14 protein-coding genes and 1 other RNA gene are annotated in these 17,215 nt (G+C 48.9%); 9 read left to right on the top strand and 6 right to left on the bottom strand.

The features are described 5' to 3' along the window. The first annotated feature begins 9 nt into the window (after positions 1 to 9). Positions 10 to 1,374: a sulfotransferase gene (locus tag Pan161_RS30445; RefSeq protein WP_197995736.1), complete on the top strand. Its 1,365-nt coding sequence runs from the start codon at positions 10 to 12 to the stop codon at positions 1,372 to 1,374. A 309-nt stretch (positions 1,375 to 1,683) separates the two neighbouring features. Then, positions 1,684 to 2,508, top strand: coding sequence for an ISL3 family transposase (locus Pan161_RS06955; protein WP_145225357.1), 825 nt, complete (start codon positions 1,684 to 1,686; stop codon positions 2,506 to 2,508). Positions 2,509 to 2,896: 388 nt separating this feature from the next. Here the strand turns inward: Pan161_RS06955 and istB are convergent, their stop codons facing one another. Both istB and istA read right to left on the bottom strand, forming a co-directional pair. Further along, entirely contained in the window at positions 2,897 to 3,607 is a 711-nt protein-coding gene (gene istB, locus Pan161_RS06950; RefSeq protein ID WP_145223927.1) for an IS21-like element helper ATPase IstB, read from the bottom strand. Then, positions 3,525 to 5,228 (bottom strand): IS21 family transposase, encoded by a 1,704-nt coding sequence (gene istA / locus Pan161_RS06945; RefSeq protein WP_145223926.1) that lies wholly within the window; start codon positions 5,226 to 5,228, stop codon positions 3,525 to 3,527. The genes istB and istA overlap by 83 nt, the downstream gene beginning before the upstream one ends. A 146-nt stretch (positions 5,229 to 5,374) precedes the next feature. On the opposite strand from istA, the gene Pan161_RS06940 reads away from it, so the two are divergent. Continuing rightward, a complete protein-coding gene (locus Pan161_RS06940) occupies positions 5,375 to 5,557 on the top strand; it encodes a hypothetical protein (protein ID WP_145225355.1) in 183 nt (60 codons plus the stop codon). 33 nt (positions 5,558 to 5,590) lie between these two features. Next, complete coding sequence (locus Pan161_RS06935; protein WP_197995735.1) at positions 5,591 to 6,481, top strand: integrase core domain-containing protein; 891 nt, start codon at positions 5,591 to 5,593, stop codon at positions 6,479 to 6,481. Positions 6,482 to 6,577: 96 nt separating this feature from the next. Here Pan161_RS06935 and ssrA read toward each other — a convergent pair. Continuing rightward, positions 6,578 to 6,935: a transfer-messenger RNA gene (ssrA, locus tag Pan161_RS06930) on the bottom strand. 297 nt (positions 6,936 to 7,232) lie between these two features. Between ssrA and Pan161_RS06925 the strand changes: the two genes are divergently transcribed. Together Pan161_RS06925 and Pan161_RS06920 are read left to right on the top strand one after the other, a co-directional pair. Then, positions 7,233 to 7,478 carry a hypothetical protein gene (locus Pan161_RS06925; RefSeq protein ID WP_145225351.1) on the top strand — a complete coding sequence of 82 codons (246 nt, stop codon included), beginning with the start codon at positions 7,233 to 7,235 and terminating at the stop codon, positions 7,476 to 7,478. Positions 7,479 to 7,643: 165 nt separating this feature from the next. After that, a complete protein-coding gene (locus Pan161_RS06920) occupies positions 7,644 to 8,729 on the top strand; it encodes an alpha/beta hydrolase family protein (protein ID WP_145225349.1) in 1,086 nt (361 codons plus the stop codon). On the opposite strand, the gene Pan161_RS06915 is transcribed toward Pan161_RS06920, so the two are convergent. Next, complete coding sequence (locus Pan161_RS06915) at positions 8,726 to 9,904, bottom strand: LptF/LptG family permease (protein ID WP_145225347.1); 1,179 nt, start codon at positions 9,902 to 9,904, stop codon at positions 8,726 to 8,728. The genes Pan161_RS06920 and Pan161_RS06915 overlap by 4 nt on opposite strands. Before the next feature lie 509 nt (positions 9,905 to 10,413). Here Pan161_RS06915 and Pan161_RS06910 point away from each other — a divergent pair. Then, positions 10,414 to 10,728, top strand: coding sequence for an Hpt domain-containing protein (locus Pan161_RS06910; protein WP_145225345.1), 315 nt, complete (start codon positions 10,414 to 10,416; stop codon positions 10,726 to 10,728). 20 nt (positions 10,729 to 10,748) lie between these two features. Here Pan161_RS06910 and Pan161_RS06905 read toward each other — a convergent pair whose 3' ends face one another. Further along, positions 10,749 to 11,081 (bottom strand): hypothetical protein, encoded by a 333-nt coding sequence (locus Pan161_RS06905; protein ID WP_145225343.1) that lies wholly within the window; start codon positions 11,079 to 11,081, stop codon positions 10,749 to 10,751. A 291-nt stretch (positions 11,082 to 11,372) separates the two neighbouring features. Between Pan161_RS06905 and Pan161_RS06900 the strand changes: the two genes are divergently transcribed. After that, positions 11,373 to 11,861 (top strand): hypothetical protein, encoded by a 489-nt coding sequence (locus tag Pan161_RS06900; RefSeq protein ID WP_145225341.1) that lies wholly within the window; start codon positions 11,373 to 11,375, stop codon positions 11,859 to 11,861. Positions 11,862 to 11,873: 12 nt separating this feature from the next. On the opposite strand, the gene Pan161_RS06895 is transcribed toward Pan161_RS06900, so the two are convergent. Then, positions 11,874 to 13,793 carry a hypothetical protein gene (locus Pan161_RS06895; RefSeq protein ID WP_145225339.1) on the bottom strand — a complete coding sequence of 640 codons (1,920 nt, stop codon included), beginning with the start codon at positions 13,791 to 13,793 and terminating at the stop codon, positions 11,874 to 11,876. Positions 13,794 to 14,410: 617 nt separating this feature from the next. On the opposite strand from Pan161_RS06895, the gene Pan161_RS06890 reads away from it, so the two are divergent. Beyond that, entirely contained in the window at positions 14,411 to 17,140 is a 2,730-nt protein-coding gene (locus Pan161_RS06890) for a vWA domain-containing protein (protein WP_145225337.1), read from the top strand. Positions 17,141 to 17,215 lie beyond the last annotated feature (75 nt).

Raw genomic sequence — 17,215 nt, 5'->3', positions numbered from 1 at the left:
TAATTTTTAATGTCCAAGACTTCAAAAATCATCCTCGGTATGGGAACAGGCCGATGCGGAACACTTTCACTGGCAGAAACTCTTAACGCTCAGCCAGACACGCAGGTCACCCATGAAGAAGCTCCTCTGCTGCCGTGGGATCATGAGCCGGATAGTGGTATCATCGCCAGACGGTTTACCCGGATGAGGCGGGAACGGGATGCGGCTTTGATTGGCGACATTGCTTCTTTCTATCTGCCTTACGCCGAAGAAATCATCAAGACAGAACCAGATGTGCGCATTATCTGTCTGAAACGAGATAAAGAGGCCGTCGTTAAAAGTTTCTGTCGCTGGCTGGATCAGGTACACCCACTCCCCACCAATCACTGGGCGAAAGAACTTCCGCCGGGTTGGCATTATGAGCCCAACTGGTCTCGAATCTTTCCCAAGTACGATATCCAGAGTCGAGAAACAGGCATTGCCCGTTATTGGGATGAATACAACGAGCGGGCTGAGTTTCTGGCAAAGGAATTCCCCGATCATCTGCGAATTGTTGAAATGGAGCAGCTGAATGATGAAGCGGGAATCAGTGATATCCTCTCCTTCGTCGGAATTCCCAAAGACCAGCAGGTCAATCAGGCAGGTCGGCATACACACAGGTCAAAACAGACTCCTGAACAGCAGGCAAGCCCTCAAGCAACAATGCATCCGCTGGACCCGCGAAAATGCGTGGTGCTGGTTCCCTATTCAAGCAGTATTGTTCCCCAGTGTGAACAATCCCTGAAAGAGCTGGAGAGGCGGGGCTACCCGGTACGCCGCATCAGAGGTTATGCAGCCATTGATCAAGGACGCAATCAACTGGCAACGAATGCCTTAAAAGACGGTTTCGAAGAAACAATGTGGATTGATTCCGATGTCGGCTTCTTCCCTGACGCGATCGAAAAGCTGCGAAAACACAATCTGCCGATCTCTTGTGGCGTCTACCCCAAAAAGGGGAAACGGGAACTTGCCTGCCATGTTCTACCGGGCACTCCCAATTTGACATTTGGAAATGGTGGGGGACTGATCGAAGTTCTCTATGCAGGAACTGGCTTTGTACACATTCGTCGGGAAGTCTATCGCAAAATTCAGGAAGAACTGAAACTTCCCATGTGTAATGAGCGATTTGGTGAGACCATGATTCCCTTTTTCCACCCGATGCTCTACCAACGTGATGATGGCTATGATTATCTGGCAGAGGATTACTCTTTCTGTCAGAGAGCCCGTGACTGCGGTTATCAGATCATGGCGGATACCACAATCCGCCTCTGGCACGTCGGCATGTATGCCTATGGTTGGGAAGACTCAGGGCGAGAACCAGAACGATTTGGTTCGTTCACATTGAACTTTGAATAGTGGGGAAATGTGGCGCAAGAGATCTTACAAATCCATAGAAATGTCGCTTCTCCAAAGTTCAACATCTTCATGTTCTACCACACCTCCCGTTCATCCAAGAACGGGACGGGAGTACCTAGATGCCATCGACGTCCTGAGACAATAGCATCGCTGGTTCTCGAAGTTGGAACGGACACTTATCAATGAGCTGGTTCGTTATTTCGAATTCAAAGTGGGTCCGCTTTACGGTTCTCCCGCACTTTTGATGATCTGACAGGCTGATAATCTGTATAATTCAGAGGTTTGTTCCTGAATAACGGAGTATAAAGGATGCCTGATTTCATAATGTTTCCGAAAATCCACGGCTTGAAGATCCAACGGATGGTCCAGGATGAAAATCGATTTCAAATCTATCTTCGAGCGGTGAATTCCAGGGCTTGTTGCCCTGAATGCCAAAAAGAATCGGACCGTGTCCATAGTCGATACACGCGTTCGCCAAGTGACCTTCCTTGCTTTGGTCAAAAGACACAGCTCATCCTCCAGGTCCGTCGCTTCGTCTGTATTGATCAAACCTGTAAACGTAAAATCTTTACCGAACGTCTCACTGATTTGATTCAGCCTCATGCAAGAACAACCATTCGGCTTTCTAAGATCCAGCAACAGATAGGGTTACTGCTGGGGGGAGAACCAGGAAAACAGCTCTCCAGATTTTTAGGAATGCCCTGTAGCGCGGATACTCTTCTAAGACGGATTCGTACCAGTTCCCGGCCAGATGACTCATCCGTTCGGGTGTTGGGAGTAGATGACTGGGCCTTGCGACGCGGACAACGCTACGGAACGATTTTGTGTGATCTGGAAAAACGTCAGGTCATTGATTTGCTGCCAGATCGTACTTCTGATTCCCTGGCAAACTGGCTGGTTTCCCATCCTGGCGTGGAAATTATCCGTCGTGATCGTGGGGGAGAATATGCCAAAGGAGCGGCTCAAGGCGCTCCGCAGGCAATCCAGGTCGCAGACCGCTGGCATCTGTTAAAAAATGCCCGCGAAACTTTACAGAAAGTAGTTGATCGACATCAGAAGCAGGTGCGCGAGAGTGTCAAACTGGTAGCTGAGCGTGATTCTCAGCTATCGTCCCGTACAAAACCCTTTTCGTAATGACTCGTACGCGGGCTGATGCTGGGAGTCATTTAACCAAAGGAGCTTATATAATTAGAGTACTCTAGGGTGACTCGGAAGTAACTCACAGCTTTTGAACTTTTGATTGGGGGCACAGTAGACGTGAAACCGATACATAAGGTGAACTACGTAAACTCTGTGGCCCTGAAGTCGATGAAGGTTCCGCAAAGCCCTGAAAGAGACTGTCCATCGAATGTGAACTGTGTCTCAGCGGGGTACAAATAAAGTGATATCTCCTTATTTCACATTATGTATGGAGATTGGCGTGTAAAGCGGACCCACTTTGGCGCGGAAATGGGACCCACCTGGGGTTGGGTTAACCACGTGGGGTAACGTGGTGGTCAGTATGCCAAAGTGTGGAAGCGACTCAGGCTTTTTTGCGAGGTGGCTTCTTTTGTTTCATCGACTCTTTGAACCGATAGCTTTCACCATTCATCTCAAATATTTCACAATGGTGCGTTAATCGATCCAAAAGTGCTGCCGTCATCCGTTCGCCCTGAAAGATCTGGCCCCAGTCGCTGAAGGCGAGGTTGCTGGTGATCAGCAGACTTCGTCTTTCATAACGATCAGCAAACACCTGGAACAGTAGTTCCGCACCAGCACGGCTGAAAGACAGATAACCCAGCTCGTCGACAATCAGCAGATCGAGCTTGTCGAGCCTGTTCAGGAGACGCTCCAGACTGTATTGCTGTTGCGCGGTTTCCAGTTGATTGACGAGTGCCGCAGCGGTGAAGAATTTCGTTCGGATTCCTTCACGACAGGCGGCCAGGCCCAGTGCAATCGCCAGATGGGTTTTGCCCGTTCCCGGCTGACCAAGCAGACAGAGATTGGTATGTTGCCGGACCCATTCACCACGGGCCAGCTCCAACACCTTCTGTTTGTTGACTGATTTCATGGCCGCGAAGTCGTAATCTTCCAGCCCTTTTTCCACTGGGAACTGAGCCTGTTTGATCCGGCTGGTCAGCGCATTCGTGGACCGTGCCGCCACTTCCAGTTCAGTCAACTGCAGCAGATATTGCTCGAACGTCTGATTTGAGTTGGCCGCTTCGTGGGCCAACTTCTCGAACTCCGCATTCATGGCCGGTAACCTTAACTGCTTGAGATTGCTCTGCAGCAGTAGATTCGGATCGTTTTTCTTCTGTATTGTTTGTGGGGGCACGATGATCTCCTTGTGTTGACGTAGAAAGAAACAAATCAAAATGGTTCAGGCTCGGACAGGGAACCTGTACCGACAAGACCTCCGGACGACTCAATTCTTCTTTGCTCAGAGTTGCCGGAGAGAAATCAGGCTGATTGCGGGCATGCGCGGTACTGCGTTTGACCCGGCGAATGATCCGGTCGGCATCCGCTCCTTCGGGGCCACGCAACTGTTCGATGGTTTTCTGGACGCGCTGGACTGGATGTGCGGACAATAGCTGTAGCACTCGTACATATTGTTTTGCTCCCGCACATAAGCCATGCCGGTTTTCCAGCCGTTCGCGAAGTTCGTCAAACACCGGCGGTAGCTTCCACTGACGGTAGACGTTGGAATGATCTAACGCAGCCGGTCGCCGCCCCAAAGCTGCGAGGTAATGCAACGGGTTAAGAATCTGACACCCTTTCTCATAGCTTCTTTGATGGGTTGCCACCACAGTTCCCTTAAAGACCATTTCCACACGGTCAACGTAACCTTTGACGCTCACCGTCTGAAACGCACACTGTCGCGGCACGCTGTAATCCACGTTCTCAAACCGGGCGAACTGATACTTGTTGACCTTTACTTCCCGGCGGATGCACGGATCAAAGCGGTGCCTGGGCAACCCGGCGGCGTTTTGTTTGTCCTGTTCCAATCGTGTGCCGATGGTTTCTGTCTTACCACTACTGAGACGCTGCTGTTCCTGGAGGCAGCATTGCCGAAGATAGTTGTTGAGTTCCTCGAAATCTTCCATCTTGGGAACCGGAGTCGACCATTTCCGCTGCAACGTCTTCACGCGATTCTCAACGACCGGTTTTTCGTTCCCGCTGGCCGGCAGGCAGAACAGTGGTTCAAAGACATAATGACTTGCCAGGGCTGCATAACGTTGGTTGATTTTGCGACTCCGCCCGCTGAGCACCGCGTCGGCTACCGTTTTCGGGTTGTCCCACCAGACTTCTTTGGGAACGCGATCAAAATACTCGAACGCCTGCACCATGCCTTCCAGAATCGCTTCGGTCCGTTCCGTCGGTAGAGCGATCACAAAGGGGGCGTTGGAATACGACCAGACCAGAATCAACACTGAAACCCGTCGTCGTCCGTCGGGAAAATCGACATAAATCTTGCCGAAGTCGGCTTCCAGCCGTTGGCCCGGTTGGTGATCAAGCGGGATGAATGTTTCACGTTTATTGGTTCGGTGCTTCCGCACGAATCGACAAACTGCATCGTAACCGCCGAGATAGCCGTGCTCGTCCCGCAGTCGCTCAAAGATTCGTTGTGCTGTGTGCCGCTGTTTGGGTGGTTGCGATTCATCATCGGCGAGAATCTGTCGGATGGTCTCATGGAAGGGGCCCAGTCGGGGAGCCGCCTGAGTCTGGCGCTGCGAATATTGTTGCGGTTGCCCTGCACCGTGTAATACTTCGCGGATCTTTCGCCGTGAATGATGAAATGTCCGAGCGATTTCCCGGATGCTCATCCCGTCGCGATGAGCACGCCGTATACGTCCGTAATCGTCCACCGTAAGCATCCTTCACCCCGAAACTGAAGGTCAAAAGCCTCCAGTATCAGGAACTTGCTACGATGGGTCCATTTTACGCGCCAATAACTCCCCCAAAGTGGGTCCGCTTTGCACGCCAATCTCCATATGTAACCACCGAAACTGATCTTACCACGATGATCCAACTATTTCATCCTCTGCTGACACTGATTGCGACTGCTTCCGACAGCCTGTTGGCCAAATTCGTCCTCTATTTGAAAAATGAGAACCGGATTTTGCGGGACCGTACCCCAGGAGCGATTCATACAAAACCTCACGAACGTGCGCAACTCTTGAAATATGGCAAGCCGCTCGGATAAGCGATCAACGAACTGATCACAATCGTCACACCCGTGACCTTTCATCGCTGGGTACGGGAAGAGAAACGAGGCCGGAAGAAATATCCCGTCGGTCGGCCAGGAAAGAGCGTCGTACTGCGCGAACTGATTCTCAAGATCGCCCGTGAAACGGGGTTCGGTTACACTCGAATCCTGGGTGAACTTCGGAAGCTCGGCATCTCCCGGATCTGTCGTCAGACGGTGAAGAACATCGTCAAGGAAGCAGGGATTGAGCCGAGTCCGAAACGAAGTACCGGCACCTGGGACCAGTTTCTCAAAACTCATTCGGAAACACTCTGGGCCTGCGATTTCTTTACGAAACGAACCGTGACACCGTGGGGACTCGTCGATTTGTATGTGTTGGTTTTCATGCATCTTGAAACGCGTGAAGTCTTTGCCACACCCTCAACCCAAAATCCTAATTCTGCATGGGTCACGAAACAGACCAAAGCGTTCATATACCATGTTGCTGACCGGGAAGAGAAGCCGATGTATCTGATTCATGATCGTGACACAAAGTTCTCTGCCGAGTTCAAGCAGTTTTTGAAGAACGAAGGCATCAAGCCGAAGATGCTGCCGATCCGGTCTCCCAATCTGAATGCCCGGGTCGAGAGGTTTGTGCAAACGATTAAATACGAAGCCTTGAATCATTTCATCGCTTTCGGCAAAGTGCATCTCGATTATCTTGTTTCGGATTTCGTTGATTATTACAACAAACATCGCGCGCACAGCTCACGAGATTATCTGCCGCCATGCTCTGTCGATCCGCCGCCGGAATACGAGACGATCAGCGTACGCGCGTTCGCTCCTAAAAGGTCACAACCAACAGTCCTTCACGGCATACCCGCTCCGCCTCACGTCAGTTTTTTTACCAGGTTTTGTTGTCAAAGATCAATTGGCCGTTGAACTTAACGGGCGACAGTCTTTTTGTACCCGACGTAGTTATGAATTAATGTAATCCAAATGAAAAAGGCCACTTACCGATTCTGGTAAGTGGCCTTTAAGTGGAGGCGGCGGGAATTGAACCCGCGTCCTGTGAACCCTCAGCTAAAGCCTCTACGTGCATATTTTATCGTTTGAGTCTCGTTTCTTCGGGCACGACAAACAGAGCCTTTCGGAAACCAGTCCACCACTTGTCTCGTATCAGACGGAGCGGACATTGATCTGATACCAGCCTAATTTTGTGACTAGCCTTCGGACTCCTCAGGCGGGGATTCCTAAGCCAGGGTTGCTTTTATTAAGCAGCCATTGAAAATTGCTTGTTTGCAATTAGATTGTGATCAGCTTTTAACGTGGCCAACTGATCAACCACGGCACGCCACCTTAACATACGGTGAACCAGTCGAATCCGATCGCCCCCGTGTCTTCAGTAGTACGTTTCTTATAATACGTCATTTCGGAACAGAATGATCAATTTAATTAAAATAAAATCGTTTTATTCCTCTCCTATTATTATCTGCAGCCACTCTGGAGTCAATTTACTCTGTTTACCGAAATTCTGGTCTCAGAACAATTTATCCGTCCAAGTCCCTGTCTTTACTGTATTTCCCGGATCCGGAACCAAAAAAGAATTACCGTCAAATAATTAAGATTCGACACCTGACAGCGAAGACCGATTAAATGACAAATTGCCGGTTTCTTTTCTCAGGAGAGACTTATGGGAGATATTGATGTCACAGGTGTTACAGCTGTCGTTTGTCTGATTGGATTGCCTCTTGTGTCCGGCGTGACTGCAATTATCAGTCATTACTGGTCCAAAACCGTGTGCCATCAGGAAGATGTGAATCTGAAACACCATCTGCTGGCCGCTGGGATGTCTGCTGAAGAAATCGAACGAGTTCTCAACGCCGGAAAGTCGAAACAAAAGGCATCTTGTCCGGAAACATGGTCCGGTTTTGAGTAAGGGCCTCTATTTCCATTCTTTTCTCTTCTGCAGGGAAATCTCTTCAAAATCAGTCTACATTCCTGACTGTCTTTGCCCTAAAATACGCTTGATCATGCAGCATGTCACTGACTGGAAACAGGGGCTGCTTTTTTATCTTACTGCTAATCAGGAAGTTTAACTGTTATGGATTGTGTACTTCACCTGTCACAGGAACGACGTCTTCTGGTTACCTGTTGTGTTTTGTTCTCTCTGGTCAGTCTGCCAGATGTGAGTCGAGCTGAATCAAAAGCAGCGGATTCTCAGTTCGTAGACATTCCAGAGCAGGGGGAGGTTCACTTCGAGACCACGCAGCAAGAAGATAAAGTTCCAGCGCGGTTCCACCTTGAGCCTCACTCGTTTCCATTCACCTGTCAGTTTAAACGGATGAGTGGCCCGGTACGGGTGTATGACGTTACATTTCCTTCCCCCGTGAAAACGCCTGTCACGGAAAATAACATAGTGCACGGCCATTATTACCAGCCTGAAGGTCCGGGACCGTTTCCTGCCTGTGTGTGCCTGCATATTCTAGGGGGGGGATTTGAATTGTCAGAGATGTCTGCGAATTCTCTGGCACGGCAGGGGATTGCGGCGCTGACTATCAAAATGCCTTATTACGCTGAGCGACGTGGTGCAGGCGCACAGAGTCGACGACGAATGATTTCTTTTGTGCCCGAACATACGGCAGAGGGCATGACTCAGGCGGTGCTGGATATCCGGCGGGCAGCGGCGTGGCTGGGGAACCGTCAGGAAGTGGATGCAGAGCGACTGGGAGTCACTGGAATCAGTCTGGGAGGCATCATGTCAGCCCTGTCCGCGGAAGCAGAGCCTCGATTCAAGAAAGTGGCGATCTATCTGGGCGGGGGAAATCTGGCGCTGGGGATCTGGGAAAATCCACACAAGGATGCAAAACGGTTTCGTCAACATTGGCTGGACAATGGAGGGACGTTTAAGTCATTTCTGGAAATCATGTCGCCCGTGGATCCGCATACTTATGGCAAACTGTTACAGGATCGTGATGTGCTGATGGTGGCTGCGAAGCATGATGAAATTCTCCCCCCGAAAAGCGCAGTGGCTTTATGGGAATCAATGGGAAAGAAGCCGGAACTGGTCTGGCTGGATGCGGGGCATATCTCGGCGGCAATGTATATCTTTGGAGAAACGCGACGGTTGACCACATTTTTCTCCGATTGGAATGAAAAGAAGCGGAGTGCCGATTCAACCGGCTCTTAATTTCGCAGTACTTTTCGCAGCATGTGAATCGCGACGATCAGCAGACCTGCGTTACCCGCCCAGAGGGACCACGTTGGCTCAATCTTTCCCTGCTTGGCCAGGTTGATAGCCAGTAACACAATGGGGTAATAAAAGAGCAGAATTGGCAGGAATACCAGAAAGAAGCTGGTGAGAAACTGTCGTCGTGCCTGGGCGATAGAAAAGGGGCAGCCCACCAGTACAAAAAAGAAGCAGCTGCAACTTAAAGCGAAGCGGCTGGAGAGGGCTGTTTTGAGTTTGTTCTGGCGTTTTTCCTGAAGTTGATCCTGTGGAAGGTCATTGTTGACTTCGGGTGATTGAAAGCGTTCAAAATCTCCCAGAGCTAACAGCATGGCCACTTCGATATCGCGCTGGAATTCGAACTCGATTTTTTTCTCGCTGAGTTCTATCAGCTCGGATTTGATGGATTTCACACTCATGTGTCTGGGTTTGGCCATGGTGGTCTGGCTGGGGAGCGGGAACGGAAACGTATCTTTTTCGACAAAGAATCGTGGTTTTCCAGGGAAGTCGATATGCCCTTTGGAAATATGCAGGATGACCTGCTGATTGGTGAGATCAAATTCCAGGGTCGCTTCTTCTGCCTGAAGATGGACGGGTTTCTTGTTGGGAGGTGAATAGCGAAACGTGGGGACGAGCAGAGTCTTGTCGCGCACGCCCATGACGGTGATGGAGATTCCGCTGGTCGGGTCATGGATCTGATTTTGTGACCGCAGTTTTTCCAGGAAGATGGTTTCAAGTTCGCAGGCGATGGTGTTCTCGATATTTTTTTCCGCCCAGGGAATAATCTGGTCGCTCAAAATCAGTGAACCCAGACTCAGAAAGCCGCCCAGAATAAAAGAAGGCCAGAGAAGTGAGAGCACATTGATACCCGCAGCTTTTGCTGCCGTGATTTCCTGGTCTCCGGCAATGCGTCCATAAACTACACACACCGTCAGCAACAGGGTCGCCGGAATCGTAAAGGGCAGCATACTGGGAACGATGAACGGCAGAATCTTTAAAACCAGAATCACACCCAGACCCTGACTGGTTGCCTGTTGGAACGCGCCAACAAATACCAGCAGGACGGTTAGCACCGTAATCATGAGTGTAAAAACGCGCAATAATTCAAACAGAACGTAGCGCTGTAACAATCGCATGGCAGGGTTAAATATATCTAGAACTAAAGAGAATGGTTTAAAGGGGTTAGCTCAAAATTATCTGATTCTGATAAGTCCAGTGAATCAAACTCGGTTCAGATAGACCCTGACTCAGGAATCCACTCGAACTGTCCAGACGGGAGTAATCGAAATCACGGAGGGTGTATAAGGTAAGAACCCGATTTGAGTCAATATCAGACGGTGGTTACGTGTTCTTGTGTTTATAGTCATGTACTCTGAAAATTGAGTGTTATACCTTGTTTGGTATAAATCTCGTATCGGCATATCTGTCTTATTCATTACATCCATTTCGCATACCTCTATTACTTCGTATCTAAATTGGATAAATGAACCTTTTTTGCAGCACAAGAAATCCTCCAAACTATTAATTGTAAACGTAGCAAGTCGGAACGAATGCTGGTGTTCGCCGGGATGAAGTTCTGAGACACAAATTAAACAATTGAAATAAGATGATTTTGGGACCCTGAGTTGAATTGGAGTACCTCAATATGTTGTATACCTTAGAAACGACGCCTGTTCGATCGGCATTTTGTGATGATGAAGATTTCCTGGAACTGATTGAAATGTTCGTCGATGGGATCGAAGAGAAAAAGCAGATTTTGAGTCAGACAGTGAGCTCTGACCAGAAAGATCAGATTAAAACACTGGCGCATCAGCTGAAAGGCGCAGGTGCCGGTTATGGATTTGATGAACTTTCCCAGCTTGCTTCTAAACTGGAAGAAGCCTGCAAATCGGAAGATCGGATCGAAATTGCACAACAGAAAGAGATGTTGTTACATCATCTAAGTCGCATTGTCGTCTGAATTAAGATCAAGGTCAGAAGCTACGCACTCAGTCGATCGATCAATTTTGACAGAGCGACGATGCGAATGATCAGTGTTTTTGCCGTTTGAACTCCCGGAAGTCCCATACCCTGCCGGTCGAAAAGACTCGACGTTTTACGATGGCTTTTAAAGGCAGGCTGGACAGCATCTACATCGCAGCAGATCGATTTCCACTCAGATTTCAGATGACTGGGCACGGTCTCGGGGATCTGCTCCGAGAGTTCCTGGATTTTTTCAGAAAGATCCAGAAGCAGATGTCGTGCATCATAATCGGCTCTCTGAAACTGGGTGACGATCTGAGAGAGTGCCTGTTGAAATTCTTCGATGGTCATCTTCGTAAATCTCTGGCTCTGAGTGATGTCTCTGGGATCAGCCGGGAAGAGATTCGTTCGGGCTGAATTCCAATATAAATTAAGAGGATTAAGGTTTCAGCTGCTAAATTTCATGGTTCTTATTGACCTGGGCTGTCAATTATTAGTAAAAATGATCTTCAAACGCTACTGCATGTCATACGATTTGACTATTTTAAGCCAGCAGACCGGGGGGCGATAATGTACCTTATGGTTGTTGATCTTGAATAGAAGCCACAAAACAAAAAAAGTTGCATTCACAGGGAGTCTTTCATGTCGAAGGTTAGCCAGGTCGCTGTCGGTTTACTGCTGATTACCGTCGGTTATGTTTTAGGTGCTTCTCAAAGCTTTCAGAGCACCCGTTTGCACGCACAGCAGGCCTCCGGAACTCCCACCGAAGAGACCGAAGATAAAATTAAGCGCGGGGTGAAGCAACTGGTTGAAGCACAGTCAGCACTCGAACAGGAAAATTTCATGCGTCCCGCTACCAAAGGGCTGAATGCATTTGCTGTTTCCTGTGGTGGAGTGAATGCACTGGATGATCTGGAAGCCGGTAATGGAGTGGATCCGGAAACTTTTGCCGGCCTGTATGCAGGAATGGCCAAACCGGATGTTGCTGCACAACTGGGGCGTGACGATCAGGGTAGAATCACCTATAAGAATAAAATCGTACGGATGTACCCGGTATCCCGTCTGAAAAAAATGTTTGCGACCCGATTGAAGTATCTGGGTGAAAATCAGGATGATTCTGCCAGTTTTTAATTTGAACGTGGCTTATTTTGCTGTATCGCTGACACCTTTTGCCAATCTGCGAGGTGACAGCGCGGGTAAATTCAGTTCTGCCTGGACGACACTTCGTTCCTGTGTTTCAGAAATCAAGATGACTTTCCAGCTGAGGCTTTCTGCCCCCGTCTTGCCGTCGAAGTTCTTTCGTGGTATCGACACACGAAAGTCTGTCTGCTGTTTTTTCTGTTGAGTACGGGAATTCAGCATAGTGACTTGCAGACCGGATCTCTGCTTAATTGAGGCAGAACTAATAGTCGAGATATCCAGTTTCTGCGGTTGCCGAGCGACTTGTGAAAGGTAAGCCCCATTAAATTCCAGGCTGATCATTTCGACTTTTGAATTGACGGGGTGACTGCAATGCAGGTGAACTGCAACGAATTCGGAAATAGAATCTACCGGATTTTCAGCAGAGGTATAATTCGCCTGTAGTGAAACCTGTTGTGCGGTCTGTTCAATTTTCAACAACGTCAACTGCATCGATGGAAATCCCTGCACATTGATCATGCGTTTTTCCGGCAACTGACTATTCGAATTGAGTCGTAGAAAGCCGGAAGCCGTCGAGGCAATCTTCAGACTCTGATGCTTCTGATCCGACAAATTCCAGTTGTGAATGGCAGGACCAGCCAGCACGAATCTGCCACAGTGGATGAGTGGCTCAGGTGTATTTGGGGCAGCTTGCTGTGTGTTGTAAGCCAGAGACTGTCTGGCCAGATCCAGAGACCAGAGTCGAAACAGTTCTGGAAACCTAGTGGAAGTTAACTGTTCGATCTTTGCAGTGCCGGTCAACTGGTGATGAGTAAAGCGGTTGGCAAAACGCCCGTAAGACTCTCGCTGGTTACACCAGTTCAGAAACAGGTTCACGGCTCCACGGCATCCATGGTTGCGCCAGAGTTGTGCACGGTAATAATCGGAGACCACCAGTGGATATGATTCAGGTGACCGGAAAAACTCACTGATCCGGTAATCTCGATTTGTATAACCAGGCTCCATCATGTGAGCGATGCCTTCGTTCAGCCAGTCTTCTTCGTCTGGAAGAGAACAGCCGCTGGCAGTGCGGATGCTGGAGACTGCTGCATGGGTCACTTCATGGCTCAACAGGTCGAGCAGCTGTTGACCTGGTTTCAATGCGGAATTGAGGTAAAGCATATCGCAGTGATTGCTGAACGGTTCTGCTACATTATCCCGGAAGTCGCTAGGGCGGACAAATCCATTGATTTTGGTTTTTCCACCCTGCAGCTTGTTTAACCAGGGAGAGAGCAGGATGCAGAAGCGACCGTTACCATCGACATCTCGTATTGGACCACACTCCCTGCTGATCTTGTCCAGCACCTGATTCTCGAGCAACAAGATCAGATCAGTGACGAGCCCGTTTGCCAGTTCTTCGGGTTTTTGTTGTTCATCAAGGTAAATTGCGACACGGGGGCTCTGTTCAATCAGCCTTGCCTTGAGCCGCGTGTATTGCTTTTTGTCCGAGAGGTCCCCATCGGTTACAAATAAATTGAAGTACCGTACAGACTCCGGAAGTGCTTTGTCTGACGATGCTTCATTCAGTGAAACAACAGTGCCTGTTGTACGATGTAGTTTTGAAGCATTGAACAGGCTACTGATTCGGGAACCGGAAGTGAGCTCCGGCGTGTTTTCAAAATAGCAGTTTGTGGCAAGCTGTTCACCAGATGAATCATCGACGGCCAGAACGATGGTTTTCGTCTGTCTGGGGGAGCGGTCCAGATTATTGACAATGAGTACGTACTCATCTTCACTGGAAAGTGAGAGGGGGAAACACAACCGGTTTTTTAAGCCTGCAATATTAACGGGCCGGTTCCAGTCCACCGGCTTAGGGGAGCGGTAGACAGGTTTAAAGGCTTGGACTTGTCTTGCAGCAGGCCGGTTTCCTGATGTAGCAGGCAAGCGATCGGATTTTGTAAATAGAAATTCCCACGCCATTAATAAAGCGATCAACGTGATCAGACACGTTATTGTGAAAAACGGTCGAGAGAGCATATCGGGAATCAGTGTCTGGAATGTGATGGAGCCGGACTGCGACGCGTATCCGCGTGTTTACTTTCGGTTCGACAGGAGAAGTTGCTTGATGTGTGGAGATAAGGGTGAGTCACAATGAAAGATCGACATTTTTGCGGCTGCTTATTGAGTAGAATCAGTACAAACCGATCGTCTCAAATATGAAAGTAGAAGCGAGTTGAGGTGGCAGATATGAACAATTGAGTAGATCGAAGCTGTTTTATCAGTTCAGGTTGTCGAAATCGCTGATTTCGCTAAGTGGGCTTTGACCCTTACTTTCCCCATAATCGGACTACAAATTACGCGGATACTTCAGTCCGTGCCGACAAACCCTTTTCAACTCGCATCAAATTTGGAGAATTAAGAGAAAATCGGGGGAATTTCCTTCAATGGTGTCCGAGACTGTATATACAATGCACAGTTGAGGAGAATGCGCAATTTGGCAATTGACCATTTTGGCTTGAGTTCAAGCATTCTTGCCTAAAGTTACTCGGGAGAGAGAAATCATGTCGCGATCCAGATTTGGAATTTCAATGTTTGTTCTGGCTGCCTCAACAATGATGTTGTGCCCGCCACAAAGTTTTGCTGAACAGCAGATTCCAGAAATCTCAAACATTGGCCAGATCCTCAGCTATCAGAATAGTGAAGGCGAACATTTTTACGCCTTGCAATTCAAGGCGGATCGACTTCCGGCTCCCGCACACGCAGGTGAGCAGATTGCGATTCTGTTCGACACATCTGCCAGTCAGGTAGGCGAGCATCGGACTCAGGCTCTGGACGTGCTCAAATCCCTGTTGAATGAACTTCCCAATGATTCGAGTGTCGCCGTCTACGCTGTCGACGTTCAATGTACCCCCTTCGTAAATGAATTCGTTGCCCCCAAAAGCCGTCAGGCCCAACTGGCAGTAGCATCGCTGGCTGCCCGTGCTCCTCTCGGTGCTACAAATCTTTCGGCTGCATTAAAAACAGTCATGCAGGGGCTGCAGAATCAGCAGGCACGTTCTATTGTTTATATCGGCGATGGAATGAGTTCAGCCAAACTGATCTCACTTCCTGAAATGGCAGCGTTGACTGGCAAGCTGGCTGAACAGCATATTCCAGTACACAGCTACGCTGTAGGTCCTAAAAAAGATCTGCAACTGCTGGGAACGCTTGGCGTTTATACAGGTGGTGTTGTTCTCTCTGATGAAGCAACGGGGAAACAGGATATACCTGCGATCGTTGGTAAAGAACTCGTCAAAGCTATCCAGGCTCCTGTATTTTATCCCGCATCAATTCGTGTTTCAGACAAACAGTTAGAATTAAATACCACACGAGCTTTACCTGTCAGAACTGACCGCGAGACCATCTATCTCGCAAAAGGCGACATTTCATCCAAATTCACAGTAGAACTGAAAAACAGAACTCTGGACGGCGTCTGGAAGTTTAGTGTACCAGTCTCTCAGGCAGTGAACAGCTTTCTGGCTATCCCGTGGGCTAATCAGCAGCCCGGACAGGAACTGGGAGTCGCTTTTGCTGGTCAGCGGATGATGAATCTGGCTCGTACCGGACACGAGCAGCATATGGCTCAACTTGAATTTGCCGGAACCAATGCAATACGGAGTGGTAACTTTGAACAGGCTGCAAAATATGGAAATCTGTTGCAGCAACTGGATCCCGGTAATTCCCGTGCTGACTCACTGCTGAAAATATCAGATCGTTTTCAAAAAGCACAACTGGCTCAGGCCGACACAAAACAACCAACAACTGACAAATCAGCGGAACCTGCCTCCAAAAGTGACCCGCAGCCACCGATTGATGACGCTATCAGTAAAGTAGAACAGTTGCGTCAAATTAAAGGCGCTCAGATGAAAATTGAAGTTCAGAACGCCATTGAAGAAGCCCGGCAGGAATCTGCTGAAAATCCTGAAGGAGCTTTGGGGGTTCTGAAACGGACATTGAATTTCCTGAAATCAACCTCAGACATCGATATTGATTTGCGTCAGCAACTCGAAAGTCGCTTGAGTAACATGATGGTTGATGTTCGCAGCCAGATGGAAGTTGCTGAAACAAGACGAATTCGTCAACAACAGCAACTGGCTCAGTTGGAACAACAGAAACGTCTGGTAGATCAGATCCTGTTGGAAGATGAAAAGCTGGAGCAGTTGATCGACCGTGTGCGTTCTCTGATCCAGGACGGTAAACATGGCAACTTTGATGCCTATGAAGAAGCGGAAGCAGTGGCCCGTGTTGCCGTTGATATGGAACCGGGTAATGGACCTGCGACGGCTGCCTTGTTTACATCAGAAGCCGCAGGACAGTTGGCCAAAGTCTTCCAGATGCGTTCCTTACGTGCAGACCGTTTTCTGGAAACCTTATACCAGGTGGAACTCTCACATGTTCCTTTCCCCGATGAGCCTCCTATTCGCTGGCCATCAGCTCCTGTCTGGACAGCTTTGACCGAGCGTCGAAAGAAATGGTCTAATGTTGACCTGCATCGCAACAGTCCTGCAGAACAGCGAATTTTTGAAGAACTGCAAAAAGAGACTGAAGCAAACTTCCCTGACATCCCGCTCTCTGAAGTAATGACTTACTTCGCTGAATTGCATAATATTACCATTCTGATCAATTCCAACGATCTGGGTGAAGAAGGTTTGACTGTCGATGAACCCGTCAATGTGGCTCTCAGCGGTATCAAACTGAAAAGTGCTATGAATATTATTTTAAAGCCAATTGGTCTGACTTATCTGGTTGAAGACGAAGTGATGAAAATCACAACTAGCCTCAAAGCAGAGGAAATCTTAAGCACGCGGGTTTATCCTGTGGCTGATCTGGTGATCTCGGTATCCACACAGCAGTCCTCTGTAGGAACAAGCCAGGGTGGCTTTGGCGGCCAGCAGGGTGGTCAACAGGGCCAGGGTGGAGGCGGCTTCGGCGGCGGTCAGGGTGGCGGTGGCTTTGGCGGTGGCGGTGGCGGTGGTCAAGGTTTATTCAACGTGGCACCCGAAATGCTGCTGATGAATGCCTTGCCTCAGCAAAAACCAAAACAGCAGACTGCCCCCAAAGCGAAAGGAACAGCTGAAAAAGCAGAGTTGAAATCTATCAAAGATGCAGAGATGAAAGCCATCCTGGATAATATCCTGGGAGAGACTGAAACCAAAGCATCACAAGCTCAGTTTCAGGTCGAAGATAAACCCTTTCGGTTTGATAACAGCACGATTGAACAACTCAAAAAAAAACCAGTGATCGTCAAGTAGGCAGCAAACAGAAATTACCTGTTGTCACTGATCAACCTAAATCAACAGTACGGAGCCGTTCCCAGGGGAAAGGCT

It is taken from the genome of Gimesia algae, from assembly GCF_007746795.1.
Classification (GTDB): Bacteria; Planctomycetota; Planctomycetia; order Planctomycetales; family Planctomycetaceae; genus Gimesia; species Gimesia algae.
Note: the sequence above shows the minus strand (reverse complement) of the source record. Positions and strands in the feature narration are given on the sequence as shown.

What these genes read in the sequence shown, in the direction of transcription:
- istA (WP_145223926.1), bottom strand. Translation starts at nt 5,228, where the DNA reads ATGCTTACGGTGGACGATTACGGACGTATACGGCGTGCTCATCGCGAC.
- Pan161_RS06905 (WP_145225343.1), bottom strand. Translation starts at nt 11,081, where the DNA reads ATGACCATCGAAGAATTTCAACAGGCACTCTCTCAGATCGTCACCCAG.
- Pan161_RS06890 (WP_145225337.1), top strand. Translation starts at nt 14,411, where the DNA reads ATGTCGCGATCCAGATTTGGAATTTCAATGTTTGTTCTGGCTGCCTCA.
- istB (WP_145223927.1), bottom strand. Translation starts at nt 3,607, where the DNA reads ATGAATGCGGAGTTCGAGAAGTTGGCCCACGAAGCGGCCAACTCAAAT.
- Pan161_RS06915 (WP_145225347.1), bottom strand. Translation starts at nt 9,904, where the DNA reads ATGCGATTGTTACAGCGCTACGTTCTGTTTGAATTATTGCGCGTTTTT.
- Pan161_RS30445 (WP_197995736.1), top strand. Translation starts at nt 10, where the DNA reads ATGTCCAAGACTTCAAAAATCATCCTCGGTATGGGAACAGGCCGATGC.
- Pan161_RS06900 (WP_145225341.1), top strand. Translation starts at nt 11,373, where the DNA reads ATGTCGAAGGTTAGCCAGGTCGCTGTCGGTTTACTGCTGATTACCGTC.
- Pan161_RS06920 (WP_145225349.1), top strand. Translation starts at nt 7,644, where the DNA reads ATGGATTGTGTACTTCACCTGTCACAGGAACGACGTCTTCTGGTTACC.
- Pan161_RS06940 (WP_145225355.1), top strand. Translation starts at nt 5,375, where the DNA reads ATGATCCAACTATTTCATCCTCTGCTGACACTGATTGCGACTGCTTCC.
- Pan161_RS06910 (WP_145225345.1), top strand. Translation starts at nt 10,414, where the DNA reads ATGTTGTATACCTTAGAAACGACGCCTGTTCGATCGGCATTTTGTGAT.
- Pan161_RS06925 (WP_145225351.1), top strand. Translation starts at nt 7,233, where the DNA reads ATGGGAGATATTGATGTCACAGGTGTTACAGCTGTCGTTTGTCTGATT.
- Pan161_RS06955 (WP_145225357.1), top strand. Translation starts at nt 1,684, where the DNA reads ATGCCTGATTTCATAATGTTTCCGAAAATCCACGGCTTGAAGATCCAA.